A 15560-nucleotide genomic window follows, 5' to 3' on the forward strand; every position below is an offset into this window, starting at 1 on the left:
ACTTTGCGGTTCCCCGGACAACCCGCGACCATGCAGCGTCGAGACGCCCTGAAGCTCCTCCCGACGACCGCGCTCGGTGGTCTCCTCGCCGGCTGTACCGACTCGCTCTCCGCGGGCGACCCGACCGAGACCCCGACCGAACCCCAGACCGGTGGACCGGCGACCGAGCGGGCGACCACCGACGGTGGAACCGAGGCTCCGGATTCGGGCCTCACCGTCCAGTCGGTGGACACCGGTCGGTACGTCCTCCGGTTGAACGACCTCGGGACCGGCCCCGGCATCGAACCGACGCCGATCTCCGCGTTCGAGGACCCCGAACGGAACGTCGTCGAGCAGGCCATCGACGGGGAGTACGAGAGCGACGACCGGCCCGCGTGGCTCCGGGAGTTCGTCGCGAACACACGGTACGTCAGTCGGGACGGCAGCTACTACGAGCTCGAACACACGCTGCCGACCGCCGAGATCACCGCGGAACGGGTCGACGAGAGCCAGGTCGACTCGGTAGCCAGCTACGAGGAGTACGAGGCCGCTGTCACCCACGACGGCGTCGTCTTCTCCGGTCTCGTCCGCGTCGCGCTGGACGAGGGGTTCGAGACCACGTACCTCTGGCCGAGCCTCGACTCGTTCCTCGACGAGTACGACGCGGTCGACTACCGCGGTGAGACCGTCCGGCTCACCCGTGCCACTGCCGACGCCGCCCCGCCCTACGCCGTCACCGCGACCGAGATCTCCCCCGCAGAGCTCGCCGACGGACCGGTCTGGGACGCCAGCGAGGCCTCCGCCGAGGTCCGGTCGGTCCTCCGCGAGGCCGGTGCGGCTTCGGGCGTCTACCCGCTCGACGACCCACCGGAGGGACTGCTCGCCGGGCTCGACGACCACGACTACGTCTACATCGACGGGCGCTTCCACACGACCTACGTCGAGAACCGCGAACCCCTCCCCGTCACGCTGGACGCGACCGCCGTCGACGGTGCGGACGGCCCCGCACTCCAGCTCTCGCTCCGGAACGACGCCGAGAGCACCGTCTCCGTCACGAGCGGCGCGCCGGCACCGTTCGGCGTGCTCTCCCTCCGTGCCGCCGACGGGGACCGTCGGTCGCTCCTCTGGACGGACGCCTACGACGAGAGCGACCACGTCCACACGGACGGCAGGGCGGTCACCGCCGTCGAAAGCATCGGCCTCGTCACCGAGGTCGAGGCTGGCGGCACGGTCGAACGGACGTTCCAGGTCGACCCGGAGCTCGCACCCGGCGAGTACGTGCTCGACGCGTCGCTCGGCGTCCAGCGTCCAGGTGACGCCGGCGGTGGAACGCTCGATTACACCGTCCGCGTGCGCGTGGAGTGAGGGCCTGGCAGGCTGGAAAGTACAGGACACAGCGTCGGGCGAACGTGTTCGGGCCAAGGTCCACGCCGAAGCCGCCGCTACGTCCACCCGATGCCCGAGAACCTGATCGACGTCCGCGAGCTGCCACCACAGCAGCGACACCCGAAGATCCACGACGCCTTCGAGCGGCTCGACCCCGGCGAGGCGCTGACGCTCGTCAACGACCACGACCCGAAGCCGCTGTTCTACGAGTTCCAGGCCGAGGTCGACGACTTCGACGCGGACGGCTACACGGTCGACCGCGTCGCCGACGACGAGTTCATCGCGACGTTGCCGAAGGAGTAGCGTCGTCCCCGAGACCGCTCGTCTACCCCCTGCCTGTCACTCCTGCCAGACGGCGGTGACGACCCCGTCGTCCGTCTCCACGGTGTCGTACTCGAATCCACGGTCAGCCAGCCGGGGGTAGAGGTGCTGTGGTGCGCGGTCGTTCACCTGAACGAGCACCGTCCCGTTCGCGTCGGCGGTCCACTCCAGGGTCTGCTGGAGGGGTTCCGGCGGTGGCAACTCGCGAGCGTCGAGCAGTTCGCACGGTCTGTCCGTCGGTGCAGCAGTCACCCCACGGAGTGTCTCGGCGTCCATACCTCCAGGAACGACCGCGAGCCACTGGGTGATGTCCCCGAACACGTTCGCCTCCGAGCGCGGCGAACATGTTCGGGAGTCCTGTTTCGGCAGTTCCGCCCCGAGTGTCGGGTATGACGAGCGTCTCGCACGATGACACGGAATCGGTCGCCGCGGAAGCACACGACGGCTCCTGGTCGGTGAACCTGGAGAAGCCCGAGTACGCCGACAGCCCGGGGCTGGTCGTCGACGACGCACTGACGGCCATCTCCCAGACCCGGGCGGGGTACCACGTGAACCTCGTCACCCACGGCGACTGTGGGCACCCGGAGACCTACCTGTTCGACGCGCTCGGCGAGGCGGTCGGGGACGCCGCCCACTGGGAGTACGTCGAGCAGTGCGGCTGCGGCGGCCACGTCACGCGGGTCCACGTCGAGGACGACTGGACGCTCCCCGACGACGCGTGACCATGCAGGTGGACACGGACGAGCGGCCGTTCGTGCTGGTCTGGGAGCTGACCCAGGCCTGCGAACTGGCCTGCGAGCACTGCCGTGCCGACGCACAGCCACGGCGTCATCCCGACGAGCTGACGACAGCCGAGGGGAAGCACCTGCTGGACGAAGCCCGGAGGTTCGCAGCGGGGCAGATCGTGGTGCTCTCCGGGGGTGACCCGCTCGCCCGCGACGACGCCATCGAACTCGTCGACCACGGCACCGACCGCGGGCTCCGGATGACGATGACACCGAGTGGCACCAGCTCGCTCACCCGCGAGCGGTTCGACGAGCTCGCCGACGCGGGGCTGCGGCGGCTCGCGCTGAGCATCGACGGCGGCTCGCCGAGGACACACGACGCCTTCCGGGGTGAGTCGGGGAGCTTCGAATCGACCGTCCGCGCGGCCCGACAGGCCCGCGAGGCCGGACTCCCCATCCAGATCAACACCACTGTCTGCGCCGACACGGTCGACGAACTCCCGGCCGTGCGCGACCTGGTGGACGAGCTCGGGGCTGTCCTCTGGTCGGTGTTCTTCCTCGTGCCGGTGGGTCGCGGTCGGCTCCTCGACCCGGTGTCGCCCGAGCGTGCCGACCGCGTGATGGGCTGGCTCCACGACGTGCGCGCGGACGCCGACTTCGGGGTCAAGACGACGGAGGCCCCTCAGTACCGCCGGGTCGGAATCCAGCGGCAGCAGGGCGACGGGACCGGCAACGGCGGCGGGAGGCCCACACCGGGGACGGGTGGTGGCGGCCCACCGGCCGGCATCGGCCGCCGGACCGGCATCACCGCCGGCGACGGCTTCGCCTTCGTCAGCCACGTCGGCGAGGTGTACCCGTCGGGATTCCTCCCCGAGTCCGCGGGCAACGTCCGCGACGAGAGCGTGGTCGACATCTACCGGAACGCGTCGCTGTTCGAGCGGCTCCGTGACGACGACTCGCTCCGCGGGAAGTGCGGGTCGTGCGAGTTCCGTCACGTCTGCGGGGGCAGTCGCTCCCGGGCGTATGCCCACACGGGCGACCCGCTGGAGAGCGACCCGCTCTGCCCGTACGTGCCGGACGGGTACGAAGGACCGCTGCCCGAGCCGAGTCGCGGATGAGGGCGGACCAGTCCGAGATGACCGACGACCACCCACGACGGACCCCGACGACTGCCGAACAGCGCGCCCACCGCGTCCAGCGCGAGGCCGTCGAGCAGGCCTGCTCGCAGCTCGCCGCCAGTGGAGAACTGACCGAGGAGCGGCGGCAGGCTGTGGCGACACTGGCTGCCCGGCTCCGACGACGACTCGTCGATGCCCCGTTCACGGTCGCACGTGGGCGGTCGTGCCACGCTGACGAGACGGAGGTCGACCCGACGGTGGTCGCGGCGCTGTTCTCCGAGTGAGTTGCCGTGGCGGGCCGACAGCGGTGGCTCGTCGTGTCACCCGCGAGGCGTCGACGCACGACCCTCCCTGTCCACGGGTCGGAAGTCCTTCCGACGGCCCCCGGGACCCCGGCACGCGGACGAACACGTTCGGGAACAGTGGTTGGGGCCGAGAGACCGAACCTCCACCCATGAACGGGTTCACATCACCGTTCGGCAGCGGTGACGCGACGTTCGACGAGGCTGGGACGTTCGTCGCCGAGCATCTCCCCGAGCCTGGGGCGTTCCTGACCGATCACGACGTCCTGCAGGGAACGGAGCACTGTTCGGTCCACGAGACGGCAGCGGCGCTGTTCGAGGAGCGCGGCGTCTACGACGCCACGTTCGGCTACAACCTCGCACGGCTGAACCGGGACCAGCGCCACCCGGATGCCGGCTACCGCTACGCGGTCGAATCGGCGGAGGACCGGCGTGTGCTGCGGGCCGAGTTCACCCCCACCACGCCGTTCTGTCCGCAGAGCCGGTCGCTCGTCGTCGGCTCGTTCCGGGCCTGGAACGGACTGGCCGGTCGCCACGCGTTCGACCTCGTCCGTGTCCGGGTCGCGCCGATGCACAACGAGAGCGGCGTCATCAACGACGCGGTGGTCGAGCTGGAGAACACGTTCGAGGAGACCGGGACGGTTCCGGAGCCGTCAGGGGTCGGCGAGGGGCTCTCGACCGCAAGCGGCGGGACCGATCGGTCGTCAGACCTCCCGTTCTGAGGCGAGCAGGCGCCACTCGCTCCGCCGACGGCGACGTGGCGCACACCCGCTGCCCGCCGTCGGACCGTTCTCAGGTCACGCCGGCCCTGGCCGCGGGATGGGACAAGAACCCTGGGTCCGCTGCGGTCAGACGAACGTCACGAGGACAGTGCTCTCCTCGCGTGCGTGCGGAGAGATATCGACGTCGCCGTCGAACCGTGCGAGGTCGCCGGGGCCGAGTTCGAGCACCTCCTCGCCGAGTGAGAGGTCGACCTGACCGCCGAGGACGTGGAACAGCACCGTCTCGCCGGGGTGTCGGTGTGCGGGGAGCCGCTGGTCGGCGTCGAGTGCGAGGCGGACGACCTTCGGGTCGGCCTCGAAGACGGTCGCGTGTGGGGCGTCGGTCAGCTCGGGGACGGAGACGATGTCGGACATGTGTCTCGAGCTTCTCGTCCCGGCCCAATCCCGCTTCGGCCGAACATCTTCGGTCCGGTCACTCGCCGGGGGTCGCGTCGACGAGCGTGGTGACGATGCCGCCACCGTGGACGCTGACGACGTGGAGCAGGTTCGCGCTGAACAGCAGGGCACCGAGGAGGAACAGCCCGGCGCCCGCGACCGGGACCCACGTGGGGCTGAGCCCCGCGTCGGCGGCCACGAGACAGCCCGCCCCGGCGACGGTCGCGACGAGATCGGCCATCGCGACCCGTTCGTCGTACAGGTCGTCGATCATCGGCACGGGCTCGTAGCCGAGACGGTCGGCGTAACGGTTGATCCAGACGACGAACGGGACGACGTGGTAGAGCGTCCCGAGCACGACGAAACCGACGACGAACAGCGCGAGCAGTTCGAAGCTCGCACCGAAGCGGACGTCGAACGCGAGCGGGTCACGGAGCCAGACCGGCGTGGTCGCCACGGCCCAACAGCCCATCCCGGCGGCGGCGACCGCGTAACGGGTGAGCATCGGCGTCCTCGGGACGCGTGCGGCGAGGAGTCGGCGTGCGAGGACGATGCCGACGGCCGCCACGCCGGCGACGACGAGCAGTGCGCCAGCGCGGGCGAGGACCCCGTTCGCGACGAGCCGTCCGGCCGCGAGCGCGAGGACGCCGGCTGGGTACGCCGCTGTCTCGACCGTGGCCAGCGCGTCGTCGCCCCGGTCGAGCTCCGTCTGGGTGAACATGGTCGCGAGCTGGTAGAGCGCCCCGAACACCGTCGTGAGCACCGCACCGAAGACGGCGAGGGTCGCGTGGGCTGCGACGACCTGGGTCCGGGGGACCGTCCCGGTTCCGAGCAGCGCCCGGGTGAGATCGAGTGCGAGGACGACCCCGAGGATGGTGACGACGACGAAGAACCCGAGTGCGAGACAGAAGTGCCGCTCGGTCACGTCGAGCGGGCGGGCCGCGAGCAGCGTCCGTCCGAGGTTGTAGGCGAACGTCCAGAACCCCAGCAGGAGCACCCCACCGGCGATGGGCAGCAGCGCGAGGCGACCGGCGAGCAGCGTGCCGACCAGCCCGGTGACACCGAGGGTGAGCAGCCAGAGCTGTGCCGTGGCGAGCCGCCGGGAGTGGAGACGCACGCCCGACCAGACCGGGACGAACTGGGTCATCGCGCCCGCGATGGTGAGACAGACCCAGCCGACGAGCAGCAGGTGGACGTGGGCGAGCGGGGCGAGACCCGGGGTCGGAGCCGAGACGCCGGCGGCATCGACCGCGATGCCGACCCGCAGCCCGGCCGCAGCGACGAGGAGGCCGAAGCCGACGACGAAGTGCCGGAGCGGGACCGCCATCGGTGGCTGGCTGTCCGTGTCGATGTCGGCCGGAATCGCGCTCATGGCCGATGCTTGGCGGCCTCGCTCCGTGGGTCGTTCCACGAACGTGTTCGGGAAAGGGGGAAGAGAGAAGGTCGAGCCAGCGGTGGCTCACCCATGACGGGCAGTTGGACAGTGGTTCCGTCCGGGGGAGTATCCTCCGGCGAACACGTTCGCGCCCGGTCGGCAGGACGTCAGTCGGACGCCTCGTCCGTCGCGTCCGCGTCGCCCTCGACGGTCGGCGAACCGTCTCCGTCTTCGACCGGGACGACCCGCTTGCCCGTCTCCTTCGGCACGACGCGTCGGTCCGCGTCCGCCCACTCCCGGTCGAGCTCGCGGCCCTCGAACAGCCGGTCCAGGAAGACGGCGAGGCCGGCGACCTCCGAGTGGGGCTGGTTCGTCACGGCGACGTTGTAGTCGGCGTGTTCGTACACGTCGAAGGGGACCTTCTCGGAGCCGACGACGACGAGCAGCGGGGCGTCCGCCCGGGCCTCGCGTATCTCGCCCTCGACGTCCTGCACGCGCTCCCCGTACATCGTCAGGTGGACGACGACGCCGTCCCAGTGCCGGACGGTCGCGGCGGGCGAGTCGGTGAGTTCGACCTCGAACGGGCCCCCGAACCGGCCGGTGATGTCCGCGACGGTCTGGCGGGACTGGTCGGCGTTGTCGGGGTAGATGACGCGGTCCGCGCCGAGCGCGCGGGCGGTGAGGCCGACGTGGGTCGTCATCCGGTCGTCCCGGCCCGGCCGGTGGGCCAGGCGGAGGACGGCCACTTCGGGTTCTCCCTGCATACCACCGGCTACGTCGGTCGCTCGTTAGGGGGTTTCGCTTTCGACGGTACGGCGGTATTACCCGGCCATGCAGCGAGCGGGAGCGGATAACCCGTCTGTAACAACGACGCCACGGCCCGTCGTTTCGGTGCCATGACGGCAGTCAAGATAATCAAAGTACTCGGCACGTCGACCGAGTCCTGGGAGGACGCGGCGCACGAGGCGGTCGCACAGGCACAGGAGAGCATCCACGACATCCACGGCATCGAGGTGGAGGACTGGACGGCGAACGTCGAGGACGGACAGATAACCGAGTACAAGACGACGGTCGAGGTCGCGTTCCCGGTGATACACGACGAACCCTGAGTCCTACACGTCGAGGAGTCCACGTGCGAAGAGCCGGAGGGCGGAGACACAACCACGCCCCACACACACCCACGCTTTTCTCGCGCCCGCTCCAACGGTCTGCATGACCAGACCGGAAGCCATCGCCGGCGTCGAGGACGTCGACCTCTCCGGACGGACCGTGCTCGTGACCGGCGCGACCAGCGGTGTCGGGCGGGAGACGGCGCTCGCTCTCGCACGCCTGGGCGCACGCGTGTTCGTGCATGGGCGGAACCGCGAGGCCGGGCGTGCGGTCGCGACGGAGCTCGACGACCTCGGTGCAGGGTCCGTGTTCTTCCGGGCGGACTTCGCGAACACGGAGTCGCCCCGCGGCCTCGCCGACGCCGTCGCCGAGCACACCGACGAACTCGACGTCCTCGTGAACAACGCCGGGACGTACGTCGACGAGCCGACGCTCGCAGACGGTGTGGAGCTGACGTTCCGCGTGAACCACCTCGCACCGTTCGCGCTGACGCGGGCGTTCTCGGACGCCGGAACGTTCGCGGCCGACGCGCGGGTCGTGACGGTGGCGAGCGGGGTCCACCCGCGCGCCGACGCGAGCGACCTCACCCGCGAGGCGGTGACATCGGTCGACGGCTACGACGGGCTGCAGGCGTACGCCCGGTCGAAGTTCGCGAACGTCCTGTTCACCCGCGAGCTTGCCCGACGCCAACCGGACCTGCTCGCGAACGCCTGTCACCCCGGGCTCGTCCCCGGCAGCGGGCTCTGGCGTGACGCCTCGCTCCCGGTCCGGGCCGGCGTCGGGCTGCTCTCGGCGCTCCCCGCCCCGCTCCTCGAACGTGTCGCGGACAGTTCGCGCTCGGCCGCCGCGACCAGCGTGTTCCTCGCCGCCGGCGACTACGACGAGTCGGGCGCGTACTTCAGCGACTGCGCGCCGACCATGCCGTCGCCGACTGCACAGGACGACGAGCTGGCGCGACGGCTGTGGGAGCTGAGCGAGGACCTCCTCGACGGGTAGGCTGGAGGAACGCGAGGCGGCGACGGACATCAGAACGCACTTAGCCGGGTCGGTCGATTCCTCCCGCATGGACCTCACCGACAGGCACGTCGTCATCACGGGCGCGGCCGGGCTGGTCGGCTCGCACCTCGCCGCCGAGCTCTGTGACGACAACCACGTCGTCGCCGTCGACGACCTCTCGAAGGGCTCCCGCGAGCGGGTTCCCGAGGGGGCGGAGTTCCGACAGCGCGACGTGACCGACCCCGACGACGTCGCCGACGTCATCACCGAAGACGTGGATGTGGTGTTCCACTTCGCGGCGTACACGGACACGAACTACGACGACGACCGGCGGCTGTTCGAGGAGAACACCGAGATGACCTACAACGTCCTCGAACGCATGGACGAGGTCGGCGTCGAGAAGCTGGCGTTCACCTCCTCCTCGACCGTGTACGGCGAGGCACCGATGCCGACGCCCGAGGACTACGCGCCGCTCGAACCCATCAGCATCTACGGCTCCTCGAAGCTCGCCGACGAGGGCCTGCTGTCGACGTACGCACACTCCTACGGGATGCAGATCTGGGTGTACCGGTTCGCCAACATCGTCGGCCCGCACCAGCGCGGCAACGTCGTCCCCGACTTCATCGAGAAGCTGCTCGACGACCCGGAGACGCTGACCATCCTCGGCGACGGTCGCCAGGAGAAGTCCTACCTCCACGTCGAGGACTGCGTCGACGCGATGTGCCACGTCGTCGAGCACGCCGACGCCGACTTCAACATCTACAACCTGGGGACCAGGACGACCACCTCGGTCACGACCATCGCGGACATCGTCGCCGACGAGATGGGGCTCGACCCCGACTACGAGTTCACCGGCGGCGACCGCGGCTGGACCGGCGACGTGCCGAAGATGCGCCTCTCCATCGAGAAGCTCTCCGCGCTCGGGTGGGAGCCGCCCCGGTCCAGCGACGACTGCGTGCGCGAGGCGACCCGCCAGCTCGTCGGCGAACTGCGCGAAGAACGCGCGGACTGACCGGCGAACCACCACCGACCGCCGTCTATTTCTGCCACCCGGGAGACTCCCCGCCATGCCCGGCGAGACGTTCCTCCGTGGCGACCGCGTCGAACTCAGAACGCTCGAAGACGAGGACGCCGACCACCTCCAGTGGGCCCGGAACGACCCGGAGATCCGCGTCCGCTCCGGTGGCCCGGCGGAACCGTTCGACGAACACGACACCGAGGAGTTCCTGGAGTGGCTCCGTCGCGACGACACGCACGCGCTGACCGTCTGTCTCGACGGCGAGTACATCGGACTGGTCACGCTGAAGCGGGTCCGGCGCCCCGCCGACGTGGCCGACGCTGGAGTCCACATCGTGCCCGAGGCGCAGGGCAACGGCTACGCGACCGAGGCCTGCACGCTCCTGTTCGACTACGGCTTCGACCAGCTCGGGCTGCACAAGATCGGCGCGAAGGCGTTCTCGTTCAACGAGCCGTCCCAGGGGCTCCTCGAATCGCTCGGGTTCACGCTCGAGGGCACCCACCGCGAGGAGCGGTTCGCGAACGGCGAGTACCACGACGTGCTCCGATACGGCCTGCTCGAACGCGAGTGGCGAGCCGACGGCTGACCGGGCCGTGCGCAGGGGGTGGGCGGCGGGCGACGGGGACGAAGGCGTTCAGTTGTCGGAGGAGTCGAGGCCGAGTGCAGCTGCGGCGTCGAGGAGGCCGGCGCCGGACTCGTTGCTGCCGAGCCCGATGTCCTCCGCGGAGGAGGCGAGCGTGCTCCGGGCTTCGGTGTTGGTCGCACCGTTCGCCATCAGCTGGCCGGCCGCGCCGGCGACGTGCGGGCAGGCCATCGACGTGCCGGAGAAGGTGGCGTAGCCGCCGTTGTCGGCGACCGAGGAGTAGATGTCCGTGCCGGGTGCGGCGATGTCGACCTCGGGGCCCTGGCTGGAGAAGTCGCTGAGCGAGTCGTCCGAGGCGGTCGAGGAGACTGCCATCACGGTGTCGTAGGACGCCGGGTAGCCGACACAGTCCGTACAGGGACCGCTGTTGCCGGCGGCCGCCACGAGGAAGACGCCGTTGTCCACCGCGTACTGGCAGGCGTCGCGGAGCGTCTGGGAGCCGGAGGAGCCGCCGAGGCTCATGCTGCCGACGTCCCAGCCCTGGTCCGCGACGTACTCGACACCGGCCGCGATGTCGGAGAACGAACCGGAGCCGCACTTGTCCAGCACCTTGACGGCGTGCAGGGTGGCCTGCGTCGAGACGCCGACGACGCCCTCGGTGTTGTTGACCGCGTCGGCGATGCCGGCGCAGTGGGTGCCGTGGTCGTTGTCGTCGTCCCAGCTGTTGTAGCAGGTGTTGTTCGCGGGCTTGGCGCCGAAGCGGCAGCCACCCTTCGTCTCACAGCTCACGAACGCCCTGCCCGTGCCGACGTTCGCCTGTAGATCGGGGTGGTCGGAGTCGATACCGGTGTCGATGATGGCGATGTCGGCGCCGCTGCCCGTCTCGCCGTTGGCGTGGGCCACCTCCGCGTCCACGCGGTCGACGCCCCACGGCTGTGTCTGTGCGAGGGCGTACATCGTGCCGTTCTCCTCGACGTACCGGACGTTCGGGTTGTTCTCGAGCGCCCGTGCCGCCTGCGGGGCGGCCCGGATCGTGACCGCGTCGAACGCGAACTCCCGTACCACGTCGTCTGCCGCCGCTAACGCCGCACCGCGACCCGAATCACCGGTGAATCCGACGTTTATCTCGACGACGTCGGTCGATTCGGCGCCGCCGAGCCCGGCGAGACCGCCGACGGCCAGTGCGCCGCCGGTCGCTTTCAACATCGTTCGTCGCTTCGTGTGGTGGGTGTTGTCAGACATCCCAACCATCGGTGATTACCAAACCTACTTAAATTTAATGTTCCAAGATATCCAGACAGAATATCTAATGAAATAAAGCCTGCTTTCGCGTCTGCTAGGATGAATTACCGTTCCGACGAGATGAGGGTGGACGGCGTCTCCCGACGCTCTCCATCCCTGACGGACGATGCGCGTTCAATTATCAGACGAATCGAGGTTCAGTGCAGCTGCAACGTCGAGGAGTCCATTGCCGGACTCGTTCGCCGACAGCCCGATGTCCTCCGCCGTCGAACCCAGCGTGCTCCGGGCGTTCGAGGCGCTCTGTCCGTTCGCGACCAGCTGCCCGCCCGCTCCCGCGACGTGCGGGCAGGCCATCGACGTCCCGGAGAAGGTGTCGGTGCCACCCGGGACGGTCGAGGTGATGTCCGAGCCTGGTGCCGCGATCTCGACCTCGGGGCCCTGGCTGGAGAAGCTCGACAGCTCGTCGTTCTGGTTCGTCGAGGAGACCGCCATCACGGTGTCGTAGGCAGCGGGGTAGCCGACACAGTCCGTACAGGAGCCGGAGTTCCCGGCCGCAGCGACGAGGAGGACACCGTTGTTCACCGCGTACTGGCAGGCGTCCTCGACGACACTCGACGCGGAGCCACCGAGGCTCATGCTGCCGACGTCCCAGCCCTGGTCCGCGACGTACTCGATGCCCGCCGCGATGTCCGAGTACGAACCCGAACCCTGGCAGTCGAGCACCTTGACGGCGTGCAGGGTGGCCTGCGTCGAGACGCCGACGACGTCCTGGCTGTTGTTCGCCGCGTCGGCGATGCCCGCGCAGTGGGTACCGTGGTCGTTGTCGTCGTCCCAGTCCTCGTAGCACTCGTTGCCGTTCCCGGTGAACCAGCAGATGAAGCCGCCGCCCCCGCAGGTCGCGACGGCGTGGCCCGAACCGAGGTTCGCCTGGAGATCCGGATGGTCGGAGTCGATACCGGTATCGATGATGGCGATGTCGGCGCCACTGCCGGTCTCGCCGTTGGCGTGGGCCACCTCCGCGTCCACGCGGTCGATGCCCCACGGTTCGGACTGGGCGAGCGCCTCCATCTCGCCGTTCTCCTCGACGTATCTGACGTTCGGGTCGTTCGCGAGGCCGCTGGCGGCCTGTCGCGTGGCCCTGATGGTCATCGCGTCGAAACCGAACTCCCGGACGACCTCGTCGGCCACGTTCGCGGCTGCCTGCTGGCCACGTCGCTCGCGGAACCCGACGTTCAGCTCCAGCTGTTCGCCCGGTGCTCCCGCGCTGACACCGGCGACCCCGCTCATCGCGAGGACGCCACCGGTCGCTTTCAGCACGCTCCGCCGTGTGCGCTGTTGGCTATTACCAAACATTGCAGTAACTGGTGATTACTTTCAGCTATTAAATCGTGAGGTTCGTTCTCGCGCCGTCCCACCCTCTAGACACCGGCTACGGCTCGGTTCACGGCTCCACGTCGACGAGCGACGCGGTCCTCACGGACACGAGGACGGCCCTTCGCTGGCGCCCACCAACGCAGCCTGAAATATCCCTCGAATCGCCGCCTGCGGGCGATGAGATACCGTGGCAGGCGGCGATCGATTCGTAGGCCTTTTATATTCACCCTCCACTCGTAACTAATGCGAAGGACGCGCCGGGCGCACCCCGGCGGCGTCAGGGTCGTACCGGAGTCGGTGCGACTTCGAGCCATGAGGATTCCACCCCTGCGGTCCGCCGTACACGATGGAATCTGATACGAGCCTTGGTGGTTCGGCGACATCCGGTCGGACGTCGTCGACCACGAGACACCACGACAGCAATTTCCGCCACCCCCGTGCTTCGCACGGGACATTCCGGTTGATCCTGCCGGAGGTCATTGCTATCGGGATTCGATTTAGCCATGCTAGTCGCACGAGTTCATACTCGTGGCAGATAGCTCAGTAACACGTGGCCAAACTACCCTATGGAGGACCATAACCTCGGGAAACTGAGGCTAATAGTCCATACGACTCTCTCCCTGGAACTGGGTTGAGTCAGAAACGCTACGGCGCCATAGGATGTGGCTGCGGCCGATTAGGTAGACGGTGGGGTAACGGCCCACCGTGCCAATAATCGGTATAGGTTGTGAGAGCAAGAGCCTAGAGACGGAATCTGAGACAAGATTCCGGGCCCTACGGGGCGCAGCAGGCGCGAAAACTTTACACTGCACGACAGTGCGATAAGGGAATCCCGAGTGCGAGGGCATAGAGCCCTCGCTTTTCTGAACCGTAGGGTGGTTCAGGAACAAGAACTGGGCAAGACCGGTGCCAGCCGCCGCGGTAACACCGGCAGTTCGAGTGATGACCGATTTTATTGGGCCTAAAGCGTCCGTAGCTGGCCGTGCAAGTCTGTTGGGAAATCTGCTCGCCTAACGAGCAGGCGTCCGGCAGAAACTGTGCGGCTTGGGACCGAGCGGTCCGAGGGGTACGTCTGGGGTAGGAGTGAAATCCCGTAATCCTGGACGGACCACCGATGGCGAAAGCACCTCGGAAGATCGGATCCGACAGTGAGGGACGAAAGCTGGGGTCACGAACCGGATTAGATACCCGGGTAGTCCCAGCTGTAAACGATGCCAGTTAGGTGTGGCGCGGGCTACGAGCTCGTGCCGTGCCGCAGCGAAGGCGATAAACTGGCCGCCTGGGAAGTACGTCCGCAAGGATGAAACTTAAAGGAATTGGCGGGGGAGCACTACAACCGGAGGAGCCTGCGGTTTAATTGGACTCAACGCCGGACATCTCACCAGCTCCGACAGTATGCAGTGACAGTCAGTGTGATGAGCTTACTTGAGCTACTGAGAGGAGGTGCATGGCCGCCGTCAGCTCGTACCGTGAGGCGTCCTGTTAAGTCAGGCAACGAGCGAGACCCGCATCCCTAATTGCCAGCATGGGCCATTGGCCTGATGGGTACATTAGGGAGACTGCCAGTGCTAAACTGGAGGAAGGAACGGGCAACGGTAGGTCAGTATGCCCCGAATGAGCTGGGCTACACGCGGGCTACAATGGCCGAGACAGTGGGATGCAACCCCGAGAGGGGGCGCTAATCTCCGAAACTCGGTCGTAGTTCGGATTGTGGGCTGAAACTCGCCCACATGAAGCTGGATTCGGTAGTAATCGCCTCTCAGAAGGAGGCGGTGAATACGTCCCTGCTCCTTGCACACACCGCCCGTCAAAGCACCCGAGTGAGGTCCGGATGAGGCCCAGAGATGGGTCGAATCTGGGCTTCGCAAGGGGGCTTAAGTCGTAACAAGGTAGCCGTAGGGGAATCTGCGGCTGGATCACCTCCACAGACCGGGACCGGACGATACGTCCGGCCCATCTCGTGTTCGATTCCGCCCGACCGGGCGCTTCAGAACCACCAAGGCTCACAGACCTCATGTCGGATCGTCGAGAGGCGAGACGGGTTCGACTCCCGCGAGGTCAGTGTCGTTCGGATTGGGTTCGAATCGCTCCCCTTAAGTGTGGGAGACCGATACGACTTAATCCGAACAACGAACCGATGCACCACCCCGTGCAAGCGCGGGTGGGAAGGGTCGAACGTAGCCCAGCTTACACTCCTGGGCAACGTCATGACACCGTGTGTACGCGCAATCCAGGCGTCCACTGGACCATTCCGGGTCACAGTGAACGTCCCATATACAACGTGGCTACTCTGCCACCTGATGGATAGCTCGGCTCAAGAGCCGACGAAGGACGTGCCAAGCTGCGAAAAGCTCCAGCAAGCCGCACGGAGGCATCGAACTGGAGATCTCCTAATGGGAATCCCCACCGCAATTGCTTCGCGCAATGGGGAACGCCGGGAATTGAAACATCTCAGTACCGGCAGGAACAAAAAGCAATACGCGACATCGTCAGTAACCGCGAGTGAACGCGATCCAGTCCAAACCGAAGCCCTCACGGGCAATGTGGTGTTCGGACTGACTCTCATCGCTCGAACCCTTCTGTGAACTCTCCTGGAACGGAGGATGACACAGGGTGACAATCCCGTAACAGAAACTAGTACAGCGTGCGTCAGTTCCAGAGTACCGAGGGTTGGATATCCCTCGGGAACAACGCGGGCATCGACCGCGAAGACTCAGTACTCCTTGAGACCGATAGCGAACAAGTAGCGTGAGCGAACGCTGAAAAGCACCCCACAACGGGAGGTGCAATAGGGCTTGAACCCAGGTGGCGATAGAGCGACGGGGCATACAAGGCCCCACAGAAAACGACCGAGACGCGAGTCTCCAGTAGGAA

General features: G+C 67.5%; 16 protein-coding genes and 2 rRNA genes. 12 read left to right on the forward strand and 6 right to left on the reverse strand.

The genetic code is table 11. The features are described from left to right. The first annotated feature begins 30 nt into the window (after positions 1 to 30). Complete coding sequence (locus tag ACSG06_RS10810; protein ID WP_440990263.1) at positions 31 to 1344, forward strand: DUF8130 domain-containing protein; 1314 nt, start codon at positions 31 to 33, stop codon at positions 1342 to 1344. 90 nt (positions 1345 to 1434) lie between these two features. Beyond that, on the forward strand, positions 1435 to 1668 hold the full coding sequence (locus tag ACSG06_RS10815) for a DUF2249 domain-containing protein (RefSeq protein ID WP_440990264.1): 234 nt from the start codon (positions 1435 to 1437) through the stop codon (positions 1666 to 1668). Between the two features lie 36 nt (positions 1669 to 1704). Here the strand turns inward: ACSG06_RS10815 and ACSG06_RS10820 are convergent, their stop codons facing one another. Continuing rightward, positions 1705 to 1962 carry a DUF2249 domain-containing protein gene (locus ACSG06_RS10820; RefSeq protein ID WP_440990265.1) on the reverse strand — a complete coding sequence of 86 codons (258 nt, stop codon included), beginning with the start codon at positions 1960 to 1962 and terminating at the stop codon, positions 1705 to 1707. Between the two features lie 113 nt (positions 1963 to 2075). Between ACSG06_RS10820 and ACSG06_RS10825 the strand changes: the two genes are divergently transcribed. The 4 genes from ACSG06_RS10825 to ACSG06_RS10840 all read left to right on the forward strand — a co-directional run bounded on the left by ACSG06_RS10825 (position 2076) and on the right by ACSG06_RS10840 (position 4553). After that, on the forward strand, positions 2076 to 2408 hold the full coding sequence (locus ACSG06_RS10825) for a CGCGG family putative rSAM-modified RiPP protein (RefSeq protein ID WP_440990266.1): 333 nt from the start codon (positions 2076 to 2078) through the stop codon (positions 2406 to 2408). A gap of 2 nt (positions 2409 to 2410) precedes the next feature. Beyond that, entirely contained in the window at positions 2411 to 3529 is a 1119-nt protein-coding gene (locus ACSG06_RS10830; RefSeq protein ID WP_440990267.1) for a TIGR04053 family radical SAM/SPASM domain-containing protein, read from the forward strand. Further along, complete coding sequence (locus ACSG06_RS10835; protein WP_440990268.1) at positions 3526 to 3813, forward strand: hypothetical protein; 288 nt, start codon at positions 3526 to 3528, stop codon at positions 3811 to 3813. The genes ACSG06_RS10830 and ACSG06_RS10835 overlap by 4 nt, the downstream gene beginning before the upstream one ends. Positions 3814 to 3983: 170 nt before the next feature. Continuing rightward, positions 3984 to 4553, forward strand: a complete 570-nt coding sequence (locus tag ACSG06_RS10840) for a DUF7998 family protein (protein ID WP_440990269.1) — start codon at positions 3984 to 3986, stop codon at positions 4551 to 4553. Between the two features lie 126 nt (positions 4554 to 4679). On the opposite strand, the gene ACSG06_RS10845 is transcribed toward ACSG06_RS10840, so the two are convergent. From ACSG06_RS10845 to ACSG06_RS10855, 3 genes are all read right to left on the reverse strand, one after another. After that, positions 4680 to 4967, reverse strand: a complete 288-nt coding sequence (locus ACSG06_RS10845; RefSeq protein ID WP_440990270.1) for a cupin domain-containing protein — start codon at positions 4965 to 4967, stop codon at positions 4680 to 4682. A 58-nt stretch (positions 4968 to 5025) separates the two neighbouring features. After that, a complete protein-coding gene (locus ACSG06_RS10850; protein ID WP_440990271.1) occupies positions 5026 to 6360 on the reverse strand; it encodes a hypothetical protein in 1335 nt (444 codons plus the stop codon). 170 nt (positions 6361 to 6530) lie between these two features. Beyond that, on the reverse strand, positions 6531 to 7127 hold the full coding sequence (locus ACSG06_RS10855; protein WP_440990272.1) for a tRNA (cytidine(56)-2'-O)-methyltransferase: 597 nt from the start codon (positions 7125 to 7127) through the stop codon (positions 6531 to 6533). Between the two features lie 132 nt (positions 7128 to 7259). Here ACSG06_RS10855 and ACSG06_RS10860 point away from each other — a divergent pair, with 132 nt between their 5' ends. From ACSG06_RS10860 to ACSG06_RS10875, 4 genes are all read left to right on the forward strand, one after another. Continuing rightward, positions 7260 to 7472, forward strand: a complete 213-nt coding sequence (locus tag ACSG06_RS10860; RefSeq protein ID WP_440990273.1) for a dodecin family protein — start codon at positions 7260 to 7262, stop codon at positions 7470 to 7472. Between the two features lie 103 nt (positions 7473 to 7575). After that, positions 7576 to 8469 carry an SDR family NAD(P)-dependent oxidoreductase gene (locus ACSG06_RS10865; RefSeq protein WP_440990274.1) on the forward strand — a complete coding sequence of 298 codons (894 nt, stop codon included), beginning with the start codon at positions 7576 to 7578 and terminating at the stop codon, positions 8467 to 8469. A gap of 67 nt (positions 8470 to 8536) precedes the next feature. Next, positions 8537 to 9481 carry an NAD-dependent epimerase/dehydratase family protein gene (locus ACSG06_RS10870; protein ID WP_440990275.1) on the forward strand — a complete coding sequence of 315 codons (945 nt, stop codon included), beginning with the start codon at positions 8537 to 8539 and terminating at the stop codon, positions 9479 to 9481. Positions 9482 to 9536: 55 nt separating this feature from the next. Next, the gene (locus ACSG06_RS10875) at positions 9537 to 10073 is read left to right on the forward strand and encodes a GNAT family N-acetyltransferase (protein ID WP_440990276.1); all 537 of its coding nucleotides are present in this window, start codon (positions 9537 to 9539) and stop codon (positions 10071 to 10073) included. A gap of 48 nt (positions 10074 to 10121) precedes the next feature. Here ACSG06_RS10875 and ACSG06_RS10880 read toward each other — a convergent pair whose 3' ends face one another. Continuing rightward, a complete protein-coding gene (locus tag ACSG06_RS10880; RefSeq protein ID WP_440990277.1) occupies positions 10122 to 11312 on the reverse strand; it encodes a S8 family serine peptidase in 1191 nt (396 codons plus the stop codon). A 174-nt stretch (positions 11313 to 11486) separates the two neighbouring features. Beyond that, positions 11487 to 12665, reverse strand: a complete 1179-nt coding sequence (locus ACSG06_RS10885; RefSeq protein ID WP_440990278.1) for a S8 family peptidase — start codon at positions 12663 to 12665, stop codon at positions 11487 to 11489. A gap of 474 nt (positions 12666 to 13139) precedes the next feature. Here ACSG06_RS10885 and ACSG06_RS10890 point away from each other — a divergent pair. Both ACSG06_RS10890 and ACSG06_RS10895 read left to right on the forward strand, forming a co-directional pair. Further along, positions 13140 to 14611: ribosomal RNA gene (locus ACSG06_RS10890) — 16S ribosomal RNA — on the forward strand. A 351-nt stretch (positions 14612 to 14962) separates the two neighbouring features. Next, positions 14963 to 15560: ribosomal RNA gene (locus ACSG06_RS10895) — 23S ribosomal RNA — on the forward strand; the annotation flags it as partial.

The organism is Haloarchaeobius baliensis (assembly GCF_052060055.1).
Taxonomy (GTDB): Archaea; Halobacteriota; Halobacteria; order Halobacteriales; family Natrialbaceae; genus Haloarchaeobius; species Haloarchaeobius baliensis.

What these genes read in the sequence shown, in the direction of transcription:
- ACSG06_RS10855 (WP_440990272.1), bottom strand. Translation starts at nt 7,127, where the DNA reads ATGCAGGGAGAACCCGAAGTGGCCGTCCTCCGCCTGGCCCACCGGCCG.
- ACSG06_RS10830 (WP_440990267.1), top strand. Translation starts at nt 2,411, where the DNA reads ATGCAGGTGGACACGGACGAGCGGCCGTTCGTGCTGGTCTGGGAGCTG.
- ACSG06_RS10885 (WP_440990278.1), bottom strand. Translation starts at nt 12,665, where the DNA reads ATGTTTGGTAATAGCCAACAGCGCACACGGCGGAGCGTGCTGAAAGCG.
- ACSG06_RS10825 (WP_440990266.1), top strand. Translation starts at nt 2,076, where the DNA reads ATGACGAGCGTCTCGCACGATGACACGGAATCGGTCGCCGCGGAAGCA.
- ACSG06_RS10865 (WP_440990274.1), top strand. Translation starts at nt 7,576, where the DNA reads ATGACCAGACCGGAAGCCATCGCCGGCGTCGAGGACGTCGACCTCTCC.
- ACSG06_RS10840 (WP_440990269.1), top strand. Translation starts at nt 3,984, where the DNA reads ATGAACGGGTTCACATCACCGTTCGGCAGCGGTGACGCGACGTTCGAC.
- ACSG06_RS10835 (WP_440990268.1), top strand. Translation starts at nt 3,526, where the DNA reads ATGAGGGCGGACCAGTCCGAGATGACCGACGACCACCCACGACGGACC.
- ACSG06_RS10870 (WP_440990275.1), top strand. Translation starts at nt 8,537, where the DNA reads ATGGACCTCACCGACAGGCACGTCGTCATCACGGGCGCGGCCGGGCTG.
- ACSG06_RS10875 (WP_440990276.1), top strand. Translation starts at nt 9,537, where the DNA reads ATGCCCGGCGAGACGTTCCTCCGTGGCGACCGCGTCGAACTCAGAACG.
- ACSG06_RS10845 (WP_440990270.1), bottom strand. Translation starts at nt 4,967, where the DNA reads ATGTCCGACATCGTCTCCGTCCCCGAGCTGACCGACGCCCCACACGCG.
- ACSG06_RS10860 (WP_440990273.1), top strand. Translation starts at nt 7,260, where the DNA reads ATGACGGCAGTCAAGATAATCAAAGTACTCGGCACGTCGACCGAGTCC.
- ACSG06_RS10880 (WP_440990277.1), bottom strand. Translation starts at nt 11,312, where the DNA reads ATGTCTGACAACACCCACCACACGAAGCGACGAACGATGTTGAAAGCG.
- ACSG06_RS10815 (WP_440990264.1), top strand. Translation starts at nt 1,435, where the DNA reads ATGCCCGAGAACCTGATCGACGTCCGCGAGCTGCCACCACAGCAGCGA.
- ACSG06_RS10810 (WP_440990263.1), top strand. Translation starts at nt 31, where the DNA reads ATGCAGCGTCGAGACGCCCTGAAGCTCCTCCCGACGACCGCGCTCGGT.
- ACSG06_RS10820 (WP_440990265.1), bottom strand. Translation starts at nt 1,962, where the DNA reads ATGGACGCCGAGACACTCCGTGGGGTGACTGCTGCACCGACGGACAGA.
- ACSG06_RS10850 (WP_440990271.1), bottom strand. Translation starts at nt 6,360, where the DNA reads ATGAGCGCGATTCCGGCCGACATCGACACGGACAGCCAGCCACCGATG.